Annotated in this window: 14 protein-coding genes; 3 read left to right on the forward strand and 11 right to left on the reverse strand. The window is 40.6% G+C overall.

Going from position 1 to position 19,576, the window contains the following annotated elements; all coding sequences use genetic code 11:
- Positions 1-59 precede the first annotated feature (59 nt).
- The gene (gene pheA, locus ACO6HM_RS05820) at positions 60-1,190 is read left to right on the forward strand and encodes a prephenate dehydratase (protein WP_485390190.1); all 1,131 of its coding nucleotides are present in this window, start codon (positions 60-62) and stop codon (positions 1,188-1,190) included.
- Between the two features lie 3 nt (positions 1,191-1,193).
- On the opposite strand, the gene ACO6HM_RS05825 is transcribed toward pheA, so the two are convergent.
- From ACO6HM_RS05825 to ACO6HM_RS05840, 4 genes are all read right to left on the reverse strand, one after another.
- Positions 1,194-1,874: an aspartate/glutamate racemase family protein gene (locus ACO6HM_RS05825; RefSeq protein WP_485390191.1), complete on the reverse strand. Its 681-nt coding sequence runs from the start codon at positions 1,872-1,874 to the stop codon at positions 1,194-1,196.
- Positions 1,874-3,064: a carboxylate--amine ligase gene (locus ACO6HM_RS05830; protein ID WP_485390192.1), complete on the reverse strand. Its 1,191-nt coding sequence runs from the start codon at positions 3,062-3,064 to the stop codon at positions 1,874-1,876. Before ACO6HM_RS05830 ends, ACO6HM_RS05825 begins: the two co-directional genes overlap by 1 nt.
- A gap of 87 nt (positions 3,065-3,151) precedes the next feature.
- A complete protein-coding gene (gene asnB, locus ACO6HM_RS05835) occupies positions 3,152-4,987 on the reverse strand; it encodes an asparagine synthase (glutamine-hydrolyzing) (RefSeq protein WP_485390193.1) in 1,836 nt (611 codons plus the stop codon).
- A 9-nt stretch (positions 4,988-4,996) separates the two neighbouring features.
- Positions 4,997-6,475 (reverse strand): UDP-N-acetylmuramoyl-L-alanyl-D-glutamate--2,6-diaminopimelate ligase, encoded by a 1,479-nt coding sequence (locus ACO6HM_RS05840; RefSeq protein ID WP_485390194.1) that lies wholly within the window; start codon positions 6,473-6,475, stop codon positions 4,997-4,999.
- A 209-nt stretch (positions 6,476-6,684) separates the two neighbouring features.
- Between ACO6HM_RS05840 and ACO6HM_RS05845 the strand changes: the two genes are divergently transcribed.
- Complete coding sequence (locus ACO6HM_RS05845) at positions 6,685-7,992, forward strand: HlyC/CorC family transporter (protein ID WP_485390195.1); 1,308 nt, start codon at positions 6,685-6,687, stop codon at positions 7,990-7,992.
- A gap of 54 nt (positions 7,993-8,046) precedes the next feature.
- Here ACO6HM_RS05845 and ACO6HM_RS05850 read toward each other — a convergent pair whose 3' ends face one another.
- The 6 genes from ACO6HM_RS05850 to rhaB all read right to left on the reverse strand — a co-directional run bounded on the left by ACO6HM_RS05850 (position 8,047) and on the right by rhaB (position 16,668).
- Positions 8,047-9,525 (reverse strand): SpoIID/LytB domain-containing protein, encoded by a 1,479-nt coding sequence (locus ACO6HM_RS05850; protein ID WP_485390196.1) that lies wholly within the window; start codon positions 9,523-9,525, stop codon positions 8,047-8,049.
- Positions 9,500-10,837, reverse strand: coding sequence for an ATP-binding protein (locus ACO6HM_RS05855; RefSeq protein WP_485390197.1), 1,338 nt, complete (start codon positions 10,835-10,837; stop codon positions 9,500-9,502). The genes ACO6HM_RS05850 and ACO6HM_RS05855 overlap by 26 nt, the downstream gene beginning before the upstream one ends.
- A gap of 90 nt (positions 10,838-10,927) precedes the next feature.
- A complete protein-coding gene (argS, locus tag ACO6HM_RS05860; protein WP_485390198.1) occupies positions 10,928-12,724 on the reverse strand; it encodes an arginine--tRNA ligase in 1,797 nt (598 codons plus the stop codon).
- A 174-nt stretch (positions 12,725-12,898) separates the two neighbouring features.
- The gene (gene rhaD / locus ACO6HM_RS05865; protein WP_485390199.1) at positions 12,899-13,720 is read right to left on the reverse strand and encodes a rhamnulose-1-phosphate aldolase; all 822 of its coding nucleotides are present in this window, start codon (positions 13,718-13,720) and stop codon (positions 12,899-12,901) included.
- A 98-nt stretch (positions 13,721-13,818) separates the two neighbouring features.
- Positions 13,819-15,240: an arabinose isomerase gene (locus ACO6HM_RS05870; RefSeq protein ID WP_485390200.1), complete on the reverse strand. Its 1,422-nt coding sequence runs from the start codon at positions 15,238-15,240 to the stop codon at positions 13,819-13,821.
- Positions 15,241-15,267: 27 nt separating this feature from the next.
- A complete protein-coding gene (gene rhaB / locus ACO6HM_RS05875; RefSeq protein ID WP_485390201.1) occupies positions 15,268-16,668 on the reverse strand; it encodes a rhamnulokinase in 1,401 nt (466 codons plus the stop codon).
- A gap of 288 nt (positions 16,669-16,956) precedes the next feature.
- Between rhaB and ACO6HM_RS05880 the strand changes: the two genes are divergently transcribed.
- Complete coding sequence (locus ACO6HM_RS05880; protein ID WP_485390202.1) at positions 16,957-17,931, forward strand: AraC family transcriptional regulator; 975 nt, start codon at positions 16,957-16,959, stop codon at positions 17,929-17,931.
- A 319-nt stretch (positions 17,932-18,250) separates the two neighbouring features.
- Here the strand turns inward: ACO6HM_RS05880 and ACO6HM_RS05885 are convergent, their stop codons facing one another.
- A complete protein-coding gene (locus tag ACO6HM_RS05885; protein ID WP_485390203.1) occupies positions 18,251-19,567 on the reverse strand; it encodes a glycoside hydrolase family 1 protein in 1,317 nt (438 codons plus the stop codon).
- Between the last annotated feature and the right edge of the window lie 9 nt (positions 19,568-19,576).

Genomic DNA, 19,576 nt, shown 5'->3' on the forward strand with positions numbered 1-19,576 from the left:
GCCTTTTGAATCTATTTCAATATAATTAAAGGTGATTATTAATATTGAAAGGATGACCAATGATAGATTTAAGCGAAACAAGGGTAAAAATAGATGAAATAGACAGTAAGATAATCTCCTTATTTAGCGAGAGAATGAAGCTTGCAGATGATGTTGCCAACTATAAAATAGCCACAGGAAAGCCTGTATATGATGCTGTCCGTGAAAAAGAAAAACTCGAGGTTATAGAGGGCTTTGGCAAGGATGATTTTAGCAAAACAGCACTCAGAGAGTTATTTACTCAGATTATGTCAATAAGCCGCAAGTATCAGTACAGGAAGATTGCAGACGTATCCAAAACTTCTTCCTCCGTTACTTCTTATTCATCAGATAACATAGGCTTCTTTGGGGGCAGCGGTACCTATACTGAAAGGGCTATGAAGGACTTCTTTGGAAATGATACCAAGGCGAAATCCTTTGATAGCTTTAAGAAGGTCTGTGAGGCTGTAGGTAATGGAAGTATAGAGTATGGTGTGCTTCCTATTGAGAACTCCACCACAGGAAGCATATCAGATATCTACGACTTACTTATGGAGTATGAGGTTCATATATTAGGAGAGGCAATTGAGCCTATCGATCATGCTCTCTTAGGACTTCCTTCGGCAAACCTCGTTGACATAACAGAGGTATATTCACACCCTCAGCCACTGCTGCAGTGCTCTAACTTCCTCTTACAGTACCCTGACTGGAATACCTTTGCCTATGGAAGCACCTCAAAAAGCTCACTAAAGGTAAAAAATGACGGCAAGATAAACCAAGCCGCCATTGCAAGTAGGGCAAATGCAGAGTTCTACGGGCTTAAGGTGCTTGCAGAAAATATTGCCAATGACACCCTTAACGCTACCCGCTTCATAGTAATAGGAAAAGGCGGTAACTACCTTGAAAATGCAGATAAAATTAGCATCAGCTTTGAGATACCTCATAAAACCGGCTCACTTTACAGCATACTTTCAAACTTCATATACAACAATATCAATATGACAAATATAGAATCAAGGCCTATACCTAAGAGACGCTGGCAGTACCGTTTCTTCGTTGACTTTGACGGCAACTTAAATGATGCAGGAGTAATAAACGCCATCACAGGTCTTAAGGCTGAAGCTGATAGCTTTACTCTGCTTGGCAACTATGTAGGGGCTGATAAAAAGTAAGATTTACTTCACCACCGCTCCGCTTAGTTCAATGCTTCTCTTAACCAATACATCTAAGGCATCGATTGTATTAATATCCCGTGGAATATCAAGGAGGCTTAGCTCTGTACAGGCTATTATGCCTACGGTTTCATCATCACAATACCTGCTAAGTATATCCACAAACCTTCGCCCGTCCAGACAATTAGTTTCCTTGATATCATAGATAATATCCATAACTGCCTGCTTATCCTCTGGAGATACTTCCTTTACAAGAAGACCATGCTGATTGGCATATTTCTCATATACCTTAGAGTTAAGGGTACCAAGAGTTCCAAAAACAGCAATCTTCTCTATTCCTCTTTTCTTAACCTCAAGGATAGTCTCCTCTATCATGTTGATTATCCTAAGACCGGTAAACTTCTTAAACTCATCAAAGAAATAGTGACTTGTGTTGCAGGGAATTGCAACCGCCTCTACACCTATATCCTCAAGTATTTTAAAATCTTTCTTTATAACCTCTAAAAACTCTCCGCCTTTATTTTCAATAATGCATTTCGTTCTGTCAGGCATGGATGCATGGCTTAAAACCACCATGTCTATATGCTCATTGTCACACTTAGCTGCTGTATTAAGCACAACTCTCTCATAAAAGCTTACTGTAGCCAAAGGCCCCATGCCTCCGATAACTCCTAATTTATACACTATTTCCTCCTAAATATCTTCTTAAAGGCTTTGCCAAGCAGTCGTTTGTTAAAGAAGAACCAAGGTGCCATATCATCTGTGGCAAAGATGGCAGGAGCCCATTTTCTTGAAAAGGATATCCTTAAGGACTTTAAGATGCCTACCTGCCCTGTCTTCTTATACCTAAGGATGGCAACTATATCCTCAAAACCATATATAAACGCATATCTTGTATTATAATTTATGAACTTGGTGTCACTCTCCTTTAATCCTCCTGTAAGGTCAAGATAAGCAATGTAAGGCATATTGATACCACATTTATATATCATGTTGTTAAAGTTGGTTGTTCTTGCATTTATCTCAATGAGGTAAATCTCTCCTGTCTTTTCGTGCCTCTTAAACTCTATCTCTCCAAAGCCCCTATAGCCTATATTCTCAAGGAAAGGCTTTGATATCTCAACAAGCTTTGGGTTGTATTTCTGGATAGTAAATACTGAAGCACCAAAGTTAATAGGCCACTGGCGCTGCTTTTGTGCAGTTAAATAATGGGTGGTCTTTCCACTCCTTGCAATATAAAAATCGTAGGTCAGCATACAGTCATCAAAGCCCGGTACTATCTCCTGTACAAAGATTTCAATGTCATTATCCTTTGCCTTTTTGATGCCTGCTTCCATCTCCTCAAGATTCTTGCAGATGAATACCTTGTTTCTAAATACCTTGGTGAACTTAACTGTATCAAAGGGCTTTATTATACAAGGAAAACCTACTTCATTCTTTACCTTTTCCACAAGATTCTCATCGTTTACGCTGATGGTTGCAGGGATTTTCACTCCATTTTCAAGAGCTATATCGTGTAAGGTCCACTTGTCAAGAAGCTTGGAATTAAGCCCCTTTGCCTGGCTGATTAAGTAGTACTGTGAAAGCTCATCATAGTATTTGTCTATGAATTCCACATACTTATCGTGTGTCGGCAAAAGAACAGGCTTTTCTGACTGCTTTTTTCCATACTCCACAAGACCGGTAAAGGCTTCTTCTCCGAACTTGTTCAGATTATCAATCTTTAAGAATTCAGATACGAACTTGGACTTTGCTCCATAAGCATTCTTTAAGTCGTAGTCACAAGCTACGACGTGAACGCCCTCCCTGCCCAAGCACCTAATTACGCTAAGTCCGATATAATAATTGCATCCTAATACTACTGCCTTATTCATTGCTTCTACCTCGTATATATTGATGTTAATACCAAAAGTATAGCTCCTTACAGTGCAGCATTGCTGCTATTTGCCTTCTTACAAGTCTTATGCTGCCGCTCCTTTAAAGTAGATTTCATACCATTTTAAGAAGGTATAGATAGTATATACCTTACGTCCGTTATTGGTTATGCCGTTAAAATGGTCATCTAAGAGCTTGTTTATCTTATCTTTATCAAAGAACTCACTTACAAAGTCTTTGTTAAAGATTTCCTTTACTATTTTATAATACTTCTCTTCCTTAATCCATAACACAAAAGGCACGACAAAACCAAGCTTCCTGCGCTTTGCCCAGTCTTCCGGAAGTTTATTCTTGGCTGCCCTTCTAAAAGCATACTTGGTTATCTCATTATGAACCTTATGCTTAACAGGGATGGTTCTTGCAAGCTCCCACATCTTTTTGTCAAGAAGAGGCACTCTAAGCTCGATGGAATTTGCCATAGTCATCTTGTCAGCTTTAAGAAGGATGTCCTCTACTATCCACATCTTCATATCCAGATAAAGCCTTTTTGAGACATCATCCATATTTTTAACTTCGTCATAGTATTTCTTAGTCAAATCCCTTGAGGTCTCAGCATTCTTATACTTAGAGGTGACAAGGGAATTCGCAAGTTCATCCGTCATAATCTCTGCAGGCCCTATATATCTGTCCTCAACCTTCTGACCGTATTTCAATATGATGGTCTGGCCCCTAAAATGCTTCCTATCCTTGTACTTCAAGTAGAGCTTATGTCTAAGGCTAAAAGGAAGCTTCCTATACATCCTCTGAGGGAGTGCATCTGCATAGTCATTGTAGCCTGCAAAAAGCTCGTCAGCACCCTCTCCTGAGAGCACCACCTTTACCTGCTCAGATGCAAGTTTTGAGAGGAAGTATAGAGGCACTGAGGAAAGGTTTGCGTGCGGCTCATCAGAATAATACTGCACCTTATTGATGCCTTCAAAGAATTCATCAGGAGTAATCAGCTTTGCAAAGTTTTTAATGCCAAGGCTGTCCGAAAGCTCCTTTGCGTACATAGTTTCATTAAAGCCCTTGTTGTCAAAGCCCACTGAAAATGTCTTGTCAGGCAAAGCAGTTGCAACCACATAGCTTGAGTCCACTCCACCTGAGAGGAAGGAGCCTACCTCTACATCACTGATTTTATGGTATTTAACCGACTCTTCTACCTCTTTTTCTATCTTGCCCACAGCCTCATCAAAGGTCATGTCCTTATAATCAAGAGTAAGATTATAGTAGGTCTTTATCTCCATTTTCCCATTTTCGTATATGTAATAATGCCCCGGCCTAAGCTTCTTAACTCCCTTAAAGAAAGTCTCTTCTAGAGGATTGTACTGGAAAACCAGATAATGCTTAAGTGCCTTTTCGTTTACTTCCTTCTTAAACTTCGGGAACTTAAGGAAGGACTTAACCTCTGAGCCAAAGAGGAAGTCTCCATCAAGTAAAGCATAATAATAAGGCTTGATACCAAAGTGGTCTCTTGCACCAAAGAGCTTCTCCTTCTTACTATCCCAGATAGTAAAAGCAAACATCCCGCGAAGCTTAGCTAAAATTCCCTCTTCGCCGTATTCTTCATAGCCATGCAAGATAACCTCAGTATCCGTATGTGTCTTAAACTTGTAGCCCTTAGCCACAAGGTCTTCCCTAAGCACCTGATAGTTATAGATTTCTCCGTTAAATATGATGGCTGTATCGCCGCTTTCATTTAATATAGGCTGAGAACCCTCGTGTAAGTCAATGATACTAAGTCTTCTAAAGCCAAAGTTAACATCTTTGTCAAAATAATAACCATCACTGTCAGGACCACGGTGAATAATCTGGTTATTCATCTCTTTTATTACATTTTTATCTTTTACATCCTTACTGCAAAATCCTACAAATCCACACATATTCTCTCCTTACATCCTGCCAAGAATCTCTCTTACCGTGTCTATCTCGCTGTATGGCAGATATTCGTTTCCTATTACCTGATAAGGCTCAACCCCTTTACCTGCAAGCAGTACTATATCTCCCTCACCTGCCATCTTTAAGGCGTGTTCAATGGCTTCTTTTCTATCTTCTATTACAGTGTAATTTGTTTTATCACAATCTGAAATGAGGCCCTCTACAATGTGGGCTATGCTCTCATTTCTAGGGTTGTCAGCCGTAAATACAACCTCGTCTGAGTTCTCAAGGGCAATCCTCCCCAAATCCGGTCTCATACTGGAGTCTCTGTTGCCACCGCTATGCCCTATGAGGGTAATTATCCTCTTATGCGGCACCTTGATTAAAGTTTCAAGCACATTTAAGAGTCCATCAGGGGTATGTGCAAAGTCTATAATTATCTTATAGCCCTTGTCCGTATGAAGAACTTCCATCCTTCCTCCGACTCCGGTGAAGCTCTTCAGGGCTTTGGCGCTTTCTTCAATCCCTATTCCTTTCGCATAGGCAGCAGATATAGCCGCAAGCACATTGTAAACATTAAATACGCCAACCAGGTGGGTCTCTATCTTATATACATCGCCTAAAAAATGCAAATCAAACTTCATCTTCCAGTCATCAAAGCTTATATTGTCCGCATAAAAATCTGCACTTTTATCATTTATTCCGTATGTAATCACCTCTGCAGGAGTATGGAGTCTGTATTCCCTCGAGTGCTCATCATCTATATTTAGTACCGCTGTCTTTAATCTCCCGTTTTTAACAGTATGCCCAAGCTGCGTAAACAAAAGCTCCTTGGTGCGGGCATAGTTTTCCATTGTCTTATGTAAGTCCAGATGCTCATGGGATAGATTGGTAAATACCGCTACATCAAAATCACAGCCAATCACCCTGTCAAGCGCAAGTGCGTGGGACGAAACCTCCATAATACAGGAGTCACAGTTTTCCTCTACCATATCCTTTAACAGACCCTGAAGGGTAACTGATACCGGTGTGGTATTCTTGGTAGGAATAACCTTCTTTCCTATCTTATGATGAATGGTTCCTATCAGTCCGGTATTTTGTCCACTTTCCTCAAAAATATGGTTAATCAGGTAACTCGTAGTAGTCTTCCCGTTGGTACCCGTTATACCTACCATGAAGAGCTTTTCACTAGGCTCTCCAAAGAGTACGTTTGACAAAAGCGCCATCACCTTCAAGGTGTCTTTCACATATACCACAGGGGTATTTCCCGCCTTATCAGAGATATCTTTACTTGCGATGAAGAGGCTAGCCCCCTTATCTCCCGCACTTTCTACGAAGGTGTGTCCATCTACCTGGCTTCCCTCTATACAGATGAAAGCAGTTCCTTCTTTTATATCTCTGCTGTCCTGTGAAATATATTTTATATCGATGTTTTCTATATCACCATAGATTTTCTTAACTTTTATGTAAGCCAATAATTCACTTGCTAACATATTAAAACTCCTAATTTACCTGTCATACGACTTTTTTACATTTATCATACCAGCTTTAGTTATAACTTCTTTGCTGTATGCAATATCTGTTATAGTGTAAATCATTTACTCTAATTTGTCTAGTACTCTTGACAGAAACCCTTTATTCTAGTATGATATAGGGGTATTTTTGCACTATTTTAAAATTATTTAACTAAGGAGATGATGATTTGGACCCCAGTGACGCGATAAATATTATCGTGCTTTTTGTGCTAGTTCTGCTTTCAGCATTTTTTTCATCGGCTGAAACAGCAATAATATCGGTAAACAAGATTAGAATCCGTTCTATGGTAGAAGAAGAGGTTAAGAATGCTGCTCTTGTAGCGAAAATAACCGAGGATTCGAGGAAGTTTATAAGCACGGTGCTAATAGGCAACAACGTGGTAAATATTTCAGCTTCTGCTCTTGCAACCACCTTTGTGCTTGGGCTATTTGGAAATGTCTACGTCGGTATAGGTACAGGTATCCTCACTATGGTTATACTTGTATTCGGAGAAGTTCTCCCAAAGACGATTGCATCTATCCACGCAGAGAAGCTTTCTCTTGCTTACGCACCTATACTGCTGTTTTTAATGAAGTTGTTTACACCGCTGGTATTTCTCTTAAATTTGGTATCAGGCGGAATACTTAAAATCTTTGGCATCGATCCTGACAAGATAACTACAGGAATTACCGAAAATGAGCTTTTAACCTATGTGGAAGTAAGCCACGAGGAGGGTATCATCGAGAACGAAGAGAAAGAAATGATAACCAACGTGGTTGACTTTGGTGATTCTCTGGTTAAAGATGTAATGGTGCCTAGGGTTGATATGTATATGATAAATGACGATATCAGCTATGATGAGCTTTTATTTGCCTTTGAAAAGGATAAATACTCAAGACTTCCGGTATATCAGGAGAATTACGATAACATAATCGGTATAGTCTACCTGAAAGATGTGGCTTTTTACAAGGGTGATAAACAAGGGTTTAAGATCGAGTCGATTCTACGTCCGGCTAACTTTACCTATGAGTTTAAGAAGACCTCTGAACTTCTCATAGAAATGAGAAAATCTTCGCTTTCAATGTGTATAGTGCTTGATGAGTACGGTGCCGCTGTAGGTCTCATTACTCTTGAAGACCTGCTTGAAGAGATAGTCGGAGAGATTCGTGACGAGTATGACGGTGACGAAGTAGATGATATAGTTCAATTAGACCAGGATGAGTACATGGTTCTTGGCTCTACCAGACTTGATGACTTCAACGAGTTCTTTGGCACTGAATACGAATCAGACGACTATGACTCCATCGCAGGTAAGCTTATTGAGCTTTTTGAAAGACTTCCTGATAAAGGTGATGCAATTACAGACGGCTCTCTTTCCTTCTTAATTGAATTTGTTGACCATAGAAGAATAGAGAAGGTTAGAGTAAGGAAGCTTCCAAGTGCTGATGAGGGTTCTGATTATGCAGAGTCTGACTTTGGTGAAGCTTCAGAATAATATAATATATAAAGAAATAAAGCGTAATGAAAACATCAAATTTTCGTTACGCTTTTAGTGTACCTCAACACCGGTAAAGTAATACATGATTATTCTCTTGTAGCCATAGCCTGCCTCTGCCATTCCTCTTGCCCCTGACTGGCTAAGTCCTACTCCGTGTCCGTATCCGCTTCCTGAAAATATAAAGTCACCCTTTACTTTTCCACCATCTAAGCTAAGACTTCTAACCGAGTCAGAAGCAGAATAGATATTTATCTTCGTACTATAGAGGTTAAAGGCCTTTCTTATCTCCTGCTTATTGAGTACCAGCCTTCCTCTGCTGCCTTTTACAAGAAGTGAAAGTGCCCTGCCCGACTTTGACCTGTTTGTTATCGTAAGCTTTTCAATGCTTCCAAGACTTACTCCCTTCTTTGCAGCATAGCCTCTTAGCATATTTTGAAGTTCCGCCCTGGTATAGCCAATAGTCCAAGGCTTTTTCTCAGGTTTGTTCTCATAAGGATCAGGTACCGACCTAAGCCAGGGCTTCTTACCTCCCCAGACATTTTCAGAGCTCTCCGTATATCCACCTGATGTAGAAAAATAAGTTGTCTTTACTACCTTGTTTTTGTAAGTTACAAACTCATTCTCAGTATCCTTACAGGCCTTATCTGTCTCCTTTTCTTCAGCCTTCATACCACCGTAAGACTGATGAGAAATGGTATCGGTTAGCTTATACCCCTTTATAATATCGCCATCTGAACCAAAGCCTGAGACTGCTGCACCAAAGCTCCTTGCACATACAGCCTGTGCCTTGAGTGCTGATATATTCCAGCTGTGGCTCATTTCAAGGGGAACTGAGCCCCTTATATACTCTTCCAGATTTACCACATTGACGGGAGTCACCCCGCTTCTTCCATAGGTACCTACCTCAATCCTGCCTCTGTAGCGCTTTTCGTTGTTCACAGACACACCCTCAGCCCTGTTTAACGGTTCAAACTGGGGATTGGCACCTGCCTCCTTCACATCCACTAAAAATCTGCTGCTTCCTATATTCACTGACAAAAGATACTTACTGCTCTTATTTTTTGAAGCCACCTGATACACATCATTGGTATTAAGCGAAGCATCGGCAGAATAAGCATCGTAGAGCTTCCACACTCCCCTGCCGTTTTTATCAAGGTCGATAAGGGCAGGAACTGCAGTAAGGGTTTTGTTAAAGGCTTTTAAGTTAGCCGCTTCTGAAGCAGCCTTAGCGTAGGTTGTAAAGCTTCCTCCATAGACATTGTAAGAGCCATAATCCCTTGATATGCTTATCCCTGTATTACTCCGTAGCACATCTGCCTGATAGTAAACATCCTGCTTTGAAAAGCCTATTTTCAGAACAGAATTATCTAGCCTTATAGACGGTTTATTATAATACTCTTTTGTAAGTCCAACCCTTACCATATTCTCTCCCTCGGGTATGGCCGCCTTTATGACCATCCCCCTAGAGAGCACCATCTCAAAAACTAAGAGAAATAAAAGCAGATTAACTATTATTCTTCTCTTTTTCATCTATACCACCGCTTTGTTTACTTCCAAGGAGATAGTCCACGAACTGTCTGGCAGTTCTTCCCGAGCGTCCGCCATTTGCTATCTCCCACTTCCTTGCCTCGTTATGAAGCTCTTCCTCATCTAGTTTAAGCTCCGGATACTCGCCCGCAATCCCTGAAACTATATCAAAATATTCATTCTGATTTGGTGCAAAATAACCTATGGTTATACCAAATCTGTCTGCCAGAGAAAGCTTCTCCTGCATCGTATCAGAGTGATGTACGTCCTGGTTATGCTCCATATCCGTCCTGTCACTCCAAAGCTCTCTTATCAGATGCCTTCTGTTTGAGGTGGCGTATATGAGTACATTTTCAGGCCTTACCTCAAGTCCGCCCTCAATCACAGCCTTTAGGTACTTGTATTCAGTCTCAAACTCTTCAAAAGAAAGGTCATCCATATAGATGATGAATCTGTAATTCCTGTTCTTTATCTGAGACAGAATCTCCGAAAGATAGACAAACTGATGCTTATATATCTCTATCATCCTAAGTCCGTCAGGGTAGAACCTGTTAAGCACAGCCTTTACACTTGAAGATTTGCCTGTACCTGCGTCTCCATATAGGAGACAGTTATTGGCTCTCTTTCCATCCACAAAGGCTTTGGTATTGGCTATCAGTTTCTCTTTTTGTATTTCATATCCGACCAGCTCGTGAAGCTTTATTTCCACAGTATTGGTAATCGGAATAATGCTGCCATCCTTTTCAGATATCCTAAACGACTTGTTAAGACCAAACTTTCCGACACCAAATGTCTTATAAAACTCAGTAACTCTCTCGTAGAATTCATTTTCATCTTTTGCCGCATTTAACAGACGGGACAAGTCCTTTACCTTGTCTGATACATTTTTATTTATCCTTGTATCTGCCTTTTTGATGGCTTTATAGTTAGTAATCACGCTAAAGCAGTTAATTCCAAGCTCCTCTTGGGCCTTTGTAAAGTCATAGTGAAAAAGCCCTTTTATAATGGCAAAGTCGCCAAGCACAAAGCTTACAACGCTTCCTCCCCTGTCTCCCTCTTTCTCACAGGAAAGTGCAAATGGGTTTTCATCCATAACAAGGAGGTAGGTAAGGTAGTTCTGCCATAGATTATGATCAAAGCCGTTCTCAGTACTTACCGCAAGGAGTTTGTTGATACAGTTATAAATACGGCTTATAAGTTCATCCCTGTCCGTGGCATCAGCTTCAAATTCCCTGATGATATCCGCTGTTTCCTTAAGAATCTCATCATTAACGAGGTTTCTATAGACTATCAGCTTCTCTATACCAAATGACATTGATTTCTCCTTTATCTAATCTGTATTACCTACATGAGATCAGTGGTGTCTATACCAAACTACATTGATTTCTTCTTAATTCTGCACTATCTACATACGCTCTGGGGCATCTATACCAAGCAAGTCAAGGCATTTTACGATGATTTTTTCAGTAATGTATGACAGCTTTAAGAGTGAATGTTTTCTTGCTTCATCCTGCTCAGTAAGTATGTGATTCTCATGGTAAAATGCACTGAAGCAGTTAGCGGCTTCATAGATGTAGGCACAGATTTTATGGGGTGCATACTCTGCCGCAGCAAGGCTTATCATATCTGAAAATTTCGCAATAACAAGCTCCAGCTCTCTTTCTGAGACCGTAGCTGCCTTAACCAACTTCTTATCTGCAAAGAAGCTGTCAAGCTCTGCCTTTGTTATGCCTTTTTCAGCTAAAAATTTATCAAGGATGGAGCGGATTCTAACGACTGTATACTGGATGTATGGTCCTGTATTTCCCTCAAAGGAAGCAAACCTGTCAAGGTCAAAAATATAGTCCTTGCTCGCCTGATTGGATAAATCACCATACTTAAGCGCCGCAAGTCCAACCTGCCTTGCCACAGTATGCTTGGTCTCTTCATCCATTTCCCTGTCAGCCATCTTAGCTTCCACTTCCTCAGTAATCTCGGCAATGAGCCTCTCAAGCCTCATTACACCGCCCTCTCTGGTTTTAAAAGGTTTTCCGTCCTTGCCATTCATTGTACCAAAGCCTAAAAATGTAAGGTTAAGCTCAGGAGGTGCAATTCCTGTCTTCTTAGCTGCTCTAAATACCTGTTCGAAGTGCATTTCCTGCCTTTTATCTACCACATAGAGGATGTCAGTAGGGTTAAAAAGCTTAACTCTTTCTACAATTGTAGCAAGGTCTGTAGTGCTATAAAGAGAAGCACCATCTGACTTAAGGATGATGCAAGGAGGCACTTCCTTCTTATCATCCTCCCTAGCCACATCTACTACCAAAGCGCCCTCGCTGGTATGTGCAAAGCCATCAGCCTTCATCTTCTCTACCATATCAGGTATGTAGGGTTGTGCATCACTTTCTTTTTTCCAAAGGTCGAAGCTTACATTGAGGTTCTCATAATTCTTCTTAAGGTCTGCCACAGACACAGACAAAATATGGTTCCAAAGTGCCAGATATCCCCTATTTCCACTCTGTAAAAGGGCTGTAGCCTGTAGAGCCTCGTTTTTGTATTCCTCGTCTTCCTTTGACCTGGCACTTGCAGCAGGATAGATTTCCTCAAGTTCACCTATGGTAAATGGAGCCTCACTAGGATATTCTCCGGTAAAGCTCTCATCAAAGTAAACAAGCTCAGGCTTTCTATGCTTTAACTCGGTTATAATGAGTCCCATCTGAAGTCCCCAGTCACCAAGGTGTACGTCACCTATAACCTCATTTCCTGCAAATCTCTCAGTTCGCTTTATACTCTCTCCGATAATTGCAGAACGGAGATGTCCTATGTGTAAAGGCTTAGCCACATTAGGGCCGCCATAGTCTATCACTATCTTCTTTGGTTTCCCCTCTGTCTCATAGCCAAAGTTGTCATTACCTCCCATTTCATTTACATAGTCAGCCAAAAACTCATCTTTAAGTGTAAGATTAATAAAGCCAGGTTTCACTGCCTCTATCTTCTCAAATATCTTTCCTTCTTCAGAGAGCTTCAGTTTATCTGCCACCTCTTCTGCTATAACAAGTGGAGCCTTCTTATATTCCTTAACTGCTGCCATAGCCCCATTACACTGGTACTGGCAGAGGTCAGGCCTGTTAGATATACTAACCATTCCGTATTTTTTATCGTAGCCTAAGTCTACAAAAGCATTCTCAACTGCTTCTTTTATCACAACAGATATCTTCTTCATTACAACTCTCCTCATACTTTATTTAATTAAAACATCTTGCAAATCCCCATCCTCTATAAAAGGACGGGGTATCTGCAAGATGGCCTTTTTAACAGTAAAATCAAAGTGATTTACACATTAACCATTATTTCATTTTAGCATTTTTATAGGAAAAAGACAACTGTCAACGAAGCACTACTTTTCATACAAAAATCTCTCAGGCAGTGTTACCTTAAAGTCAACAGCCAAATCTCTGAAATTCTGTGGAGTAATTGTCTGAAGCTTATTTGGACTCATTGACAGAGTTTTTACAAGAATCTCAGCTGATTTTTCAGCGGTATGAGCAAGACCGAAGGTAATATCAAAATCGGTACCTGCTACAAATATGCCATGATGAGCCCAGATTACAATGTCATACTGCTTCATAAGCTCGGAGGTTTCTACTCCTATCTCGCGTCCACCGGGAACCATCCAAGGCACCACCCCTACTCCGTCAGGGAATACCACAGGGCACTCTGTAGCCATTTCCCATAGTTCTCTTGTGAATACCTTCTCATCCAGAGGTAGCACAAAGGTAAGGGCAATGATGTTAGTAGTATGCGTGTGATATATTACCCTGTAATCAGGATTCTTAAGGAATTTTACCTCGTGGCTCATAAGATGGCTTGGAAGCTCAGATGTAGGCCTTCCGCCATTTACAAGTCCCCATAGGAGGCGGTACTTCTCACCCTTTTCATCAAGCTCTATAAGGCAGATAGAGTCTTCGGGTCTATCTGCTACATTTCTAAAGAACTTTCCTGAGCCTGTCACAAGAAAATACTCTCCTGCAAGGTGAGGGACCTCAGTTCCTATCTCCCTCCACTCTCTAGGACTTAGCTCTTCCTTTACTTCCTCTACTTCAATAGGTTTAACCCTGTAAGAGAGGTTGCCTCCGTTTCTTTCATGCCAGCCCATATTCCAGCCGTCAGTTGCCATTCTCATAAAGCCTTTTACAAATTCTGCATCTAAAAATCTCATCATTTTCCTCTTTCCATTCACCAATATTTAATTTAATTTTTATATTTTGCCCATCTTTTATAATTATAGATACTTATTCATACTTTTTGCTTATCATTTTATCTTGTTACCACTTCTACCGGTATATCTAATATCTTTGCCACCTTAAGTATGACATCTGTATGCCTTCCTATGGCTGCTGCCATATGATGGGTAGGACCTGCCTCACTCCAACGATTTACAAATTCCCTCGCACCACAGCTAAACCTGGTTCTCATGTTGGTATCTCCAAAGGTAAAGATGTCTCCCTCTTCATTCACTCCCTCTGCTACTACAAACTTGAACTTACCATCCTTGTCCTGAGTGATGGCAAGGTAGGTTACATCTCCTGCAGGAGGATAAAACTGGGTAAGATAACCGCCGCCCACCTTACCATGAAAGACTTCAACTATCTTCATAGTAGGCTTATGAGCCTTAGATATATCAGCATCTCCAGAACCAGAGTGACCTATTATACATATATCCTTGTTAAAATCTATCGAGTACATTTCTGAGAGCTGCCCTGTACCTGCTATCGTCTTAAGTATGCTCATAGCCATAGCTACCTTAATATCTCCCTCTACTGCACAGGCAGTTCCCTGCTTGATAAGCATAGAGAATGCAGGAATAAGCATAGAATCAAGTATGCCTGCCTGTCCTGTAGCCTTACCTGCATAATGTGAGGCTACGAGGGCTAAGCTTTCTTTCTTTGCCCATCTTTCAAAGGCAACCACATATCTAGCCATTTCCCAGACCTTTTCTATACTTCCTCCACCTTCTATCTCGAAGGTATCGAGGATTTCCCTTGCTTTATTCTCTATTTCTTCCTTGTCTGTGATATCGTCAGCCATACACCACATATCTTCCCAGTCAAACTGCTTTGTGTAAAGCCCCATTCTGTTGTAGAGGTTGGTTTCATCTATATACAAATCCATCATTCCGGGATATGGACGTCCTATCTGTGCTATGTTGGTCTGTCTAAATCTCCTTCTAACCTGAGCAGCCTTGCACCACTGACTGATTTCCTTTGCTACTTCCGCGTCTCCACCTTCAGCCACTCCTGTCACTACCGCATATCTCTTCCCTGCTCTTTCAAGGTCTGCAGCTGCTTCACCCACTGCGCCACAGGCATAGAGGGTTCCAAGCCAAGTAGGAATATCAGTCTTTTTGTAGTCAGGTGCCTTCATCTTCTGGATATTGACAACCACCACAGGAACATTCAGGTCTCTAACCACAGGAAGCACATTGTAAGAGGTGGCATAAGTAAGCATCTGTAAGAATACAATATCTACATCAGCCGCCCTGAACTTATCTCCTGCCACCATAGCCTCTTCCTTTGTAGTAATCATCCCTCCGTCTACTACCTCAACGGTATCAGGAAGGCTCTTCTTGAAGTCCTCATACTGTGATAAAAATTCCTCTCTAAGAGCTGGAAACTGCTCCAAATAAGCTCCAAGTGCTATGGAAAAAACCCCCGCCTTTGCCTTTGTCTCTACTAACATAGTCTATCTCCTTTTCTCTTATGATGTTTATGGTAAATATGTATTTATTTCAAATGAATTCTCTATCATCTTTCTGGCTTCAAACAAACCGGCTACAGCTCCGTCTGCTAACATTAGGGCTAACAAATTGCCTATAGCAGTAGCCTCAGAAGGACCTGCCTTCACTACCCTTCCTGACTTCTTTGCAAGAAGCTCATTCAAATACTCAGCTTTAGAACCTCCTCCAACTACATATATCTCTCCTTTATATTCTTCTCCCCTTCTTTCCTCTAACTCTCTTAAAGCCTTTACATAGCAATCTGCAAGACTGTTGTATATCACAGAGGCAACTTCGGCTATACCGTAAGGTACCTTCTGTCCGCTTTCCTTACAACTCTTTTTTATTTCCTCTGTCATACTCTTTGGCGCTAAAAACCTTGCATCATTGCAGTCAACAAGTGAAGAGATGTCCGCCTTTGAAGCTTTTTCACATATTTCTCCAAAATCCATATCGGAGGCTATTTCTTTTCTCACACTTTGAATCATCCAAAGTCCCATTATATTCTTTAAGTAACGATATCTCCTGTCATAACCGCCTTCATTGGTAAAGTTCATCTGTCTGCTCTCATCTGAGTTATCAGCCTTTGCTATCTCCGTCCCCATCAATGACCAGGTTCCGGAACTAATATACACAGCACCATCTTTATCAGTTGGCACAGCCATAACCGCAGAAGCCGTATCGTGAGTTCCTACAAGAATTACTTCAGCACTATATCCCACTTTTTCTTGTATTTCCTTTTTCAATATGCCTACAGGGCTTCCAGGCAGGTAAAGCTTGCCAAATATTTTCTTAGGATAGTCTAGCCTTTTAATTATATCCTCGTCCCATTCTCCTGTTTCACAGTTTACAAGCTGAGTGGTAGTGGCATTGGTGTATTCTGATACAGATTTTCCTGTTAATAGGTAGTTAAAATACTCCGGTATCATCAAGAGCCTTTCTGCTTCTTTAAGATATTCAGGAGAGTTTTTCTTAATTGCCATCAGCTGATAAATCGTGTTGAAGATCTGTTTTTGTATTCCCGTCTTCTTATAAAGCTCTATCTCAGAAATGATTTTATATACCTCTTCATCCATTCCCTTGGTGCGTCCATCCCTATAACCTACAGCATCTCCTATTCTCTTGCCAGCATTATCAATCAGAACAAAATCTACTCCCCAGGTATCTATGCCTATTGATGAAGGAATCTTGCCTATATCCTTACATCTTGCAAGCCCTTTAATGATATGGTCAAAAATCTCGTCTACATCCCAGCAAAGCCTACCATCTTTTTCTTTAAGAGCATTGGGAAAGCGATACACTTCTTCAGTGATTATTTTCCCATCTTTTAGATAGCCTAATATGTGCCTTCCTCCAGACGCTCCAATGTCTATAGCAACCCAATACTTCATTTGCAACCATCACCCTTTCTTTGATATAAGTAAACCTCATCATTTAATCGCTGTAATAAACCAAGTTTGCAACAGTACTTTGTACTCACTCTATTTTTCAAAAATGCTTACTTATTGTATTTTCAACAAGTTTAATGATAGCGAATTAGCTTGTGTGAGTACACTATTTGATTTTTTATAGTTTCCACTTGTATATTTATATATTTATCTTATAATATTCTTATCAATATTTGTAGGTCATTTCATGCAAAGAATAGGGACCTTATTTGCAGATAAAAGGTGGGTAATATGAGAAAAGAACTTCTAGATAGATTGAAAAAAATTACTCCTGAAGAGGAACAGTACTTAGGCGGAAGAGACCAGGTCCGCACAGAGTTTTATACAGAGGCTATGGGCGGACAGTTCATAGTTGATAGCAGTAAGCTGCTTGATAAGGGGAGGCTTATAGAGCTGCGCCCTCATACCCGTTTTGTACACTTCCCAAAGCATAGTCATAACTATGTAGAGCTCGTATATATGTGCAGTGGTAGCACTACACATATCATAAATGATAAGGAAACCATAGTGCTAAAAGAAGGTGACCTCCTCTTCTTAAATCAAAATGCAACCCAAGAGATCCTTCCTGCTGCAGAGTCTGATATTGCAGTTAATTTTGTAATCCTACCAGAATTCTTCAATGTATCTTTTTCAATGATGCAAGAAGAAAATGTGCTCCGTGATTTTCTTCTCTCCACCCTTTCAGGCGGCGATTCATTGCTTAGCTTCCTTCATCTTTCAGCAAAGGACATCCTACCTGTACAGAATCTCCTTGAAAACATGATATGGACAATATACGAGAAGCATCCTGGTACAAACAGTATAGTACAGACCACCATGGGGCTATTGCTTATGAATCTTTCCGCCTTTGCAGAAAATATAAATAAGGGACTACCAGACAGATACGATGAAAATATGATATTTACAGTGTTAAAATATATAGAAACCAGATATAAGAATGGCACCCTAACTGAAATTTCAGCCGAAATTAATGAACCGGCCTATTTTGTGAGCCGTTTATTAAAGAAACACTTAAACAAGAATTTTAAAGAGCTCTTACAAGAAAGAAAGCTCCAGCAGGCTGTTTTCCTGCTGAAGCAAAGTACACTTACCGTCGAAAAAATAATGGCTGCCGTAGGCTATGACAACAGCAGTTATTTCCACAGAAAATTCCGTGAAAAATACGGCATGTCACCTAATGAGTATAGGCTAAATATGGTGAATTAATTTGTTTGATTCAGACTCAGGTGATAAGCCTTTATCTTTGTTATGCATCTTTCATTATTTCTTCAAATACTTTCTTTCCGGGCTCCACTACATACTCGCTTCCGTCAGTGAGGATTACCTTTGCCTTCATATTGCACGGTATTTCGACCTCTATTATACATTTTTCTCCCTCATAATGCCATACGGGGGATGGATACTCTGCAATATTATTCTACACAAAAAAGAAGCTTACCCTTACGAGCAAACTTCCATTTTTAATTTCTGTTACTTTTCTATATTCATAATAGAATTTTCTCTATTTTCATATATTTCTTTCTCACTATTTGCGATAACTGCCCAGTACTTTAAGACTTTCTTTCGGATGTCTGGTCTGTGTTGTCCTGTCTACTGCAATCAATCCAAAGGTCATGGAAAATCCTTTCTGCCACTCAAAATTGTCCAGTAATGACCAGTGCATATATCCGATGACTTTGATTCCATCTGCAACACAGTCCTCGACACCCTTTAAAGCTCTTTCAATAAATGCCACACGTCTGTTATCGTCTGACGTTGCAATTCCATTTTCCGTAACCATAATTGGAATAGAAAGACTCTTATGTACGGTTCGAATCACATTTCCAAGTGCTTCCGGATAGAATTCATAACCCATCTGTGTCGTTTCGGTGCCCTCAGGACAGGGCAGAGAACCATCTTTTCCCATTAAGGTACGTGTATAATTTTGAAGTCCGAAGAAATCATCATTTTTAATATATGGCAGATAGCGCATAAACTCTTCTTCCCACTCTCTTGCTGCCTCTTCCTCTCCGCCTTCCTGTGACTGAATATCGTGTAGTGATAAAGTAATACCAATTTGAAGGTCCGGCTTTATCGCCTTCATCGCTTCCTTTGCTGCCTGATGTGCCCTCATAACAAGGATATCTCCTGCTTCTGTCCGCTGGCTGACAAAAGTCTGTGGCTGGGGTGTTCCAAATACTACAGCATTTTCCATTGCCTGTTTTTTCATTTTTTCCATCATTGGATTCGCTTCAAGGTTGATACCCACCTGAACAGAGCTTTCTGCTTTTGCACGTTCTTCCTTTCGCTCTGCTTCACTTTTTGCAGCAGCTGCCTGCATCTGTTTCATATAACGCTTTGCAATTGCTGCAACCTGTAGTCCCATATTTGCCTCATTGATAGTACATACATAATGCATCAAATCACCAAGCTGTTCTGTCACATAAGCGCAATATTTTGCAAAAGCACCAATGGTTTCTTCACTTTCCCAACCGCCTTGTGCTATCAGCCATTTTGGGGATGTGAAGTGGTGCATAGTTACGATTGGCTCGATTCCATTTGCTCTACAGCACTCTAAGACTTTTCGGTAGTGTGCAATTTCTGTCTCATCAAACTTACCGCATTTCGGCTCAATTCTCGCCCATTCAATAGAAAAACGATAAGCATTTAAGCCCGCCTCTGCCATAAGCTTAATGTCCTCTTCGTAACGGTTATAATGATCTACGGCATCCAAAGAAGGCTCATTAAAACTTGTATGTTCCATCTGCTCCATTGCCCAGTAATCACTGTGAATATTATTTCCTTCTACCTGATGTGCTGCTGTTGATGCTCCAATCAAAAATGTTTTCGGCAATTTACTCATATCTACTTT

It is taken from the genome of Catonella sp. (assembly GCF_057250765.1).

Coding starts and splice junctions, on each gene's coding strand:
- pheA (WP_485390190.1), top strand. CDS start 60: ATGATAGATTTAAGCGAAACAAGGGTAAAAATAGATGAAATAGACAGT.
- ACO6HM_RS05830 (WP_485390192.1), bottom strand. CDS start 3,064: ATGAATAAGGCAGTAGTATTAGGATGCAATTATTATATCGGACTTAGC.
- asnB (WP_485390193.1), bottom strand. CDS start 4,987: ATGTGTGGATTTGTAGGATTTTGCAGTAAGGATGTAAAAGATAAAAAT.
- ACO6HM_RS05840 (WP_485390194.1), bottom strand. CDS start 6,475: ATGTTAGCAAGTGAATTATTGGCTTACATAAAAGTTAAGAAAATCTAT.
- ACO6HM_RS05850 (WP_485390196.1), bottom strand. CDS start 9,525: ATGAAAAAGAGAAGAATAATAGTTAATCTGCTTTTATTTCTCTTAGTT.
- ACO6HM_RS05855 (WP_485390197.1), bottom strand. CDS start 10,837: ATGTCATTTGGTATAGAGAAGCTGATAGTCTATAGAAACCTCGTTAAT.
- argS (WP_485390198.1), bottom strand. CDS start 12,724: ATGAAGAAGATATCTGTTGTGATAAAAGAAGCAGTTGAGAATGCTTTT.
- rhaD (WP_485390199.1), bottom strand. CDS start 13,720: ATGAGATTTTTAGATGCAGAATTTGTAAAAGGCTTTATGAGAATGGCA.
- ACO6HM_RS05870 (WP_485390200.1), bottom strand. CDS start 15,240: ATGTTAGTAGAGACAAAGGCAAAGGCGGGGGTTTTTTCCATAGCACTT.
- rhaB (WP_485390201.1), bottom strand. CDS start 16,668: ATGAAGTATTGGGTTGCTATAGACATTGGAGCGTCTGGAGGAAGGCAC.
- ACO6HM_RS05880 (WP_485390202.1), top strand. CDS start 16,957: ATGAGAAAAGAACTTCTAGATAGATTGAAAAAAATTACTCCTGAAGAG.
- ACO6HM_RS05885 (WP_485390203.1), bottom strand. CDS start 19,567: ATGAGTAAATTGCCGAAAACATTTTTGATTGGAGCATCAACAGCAGCA.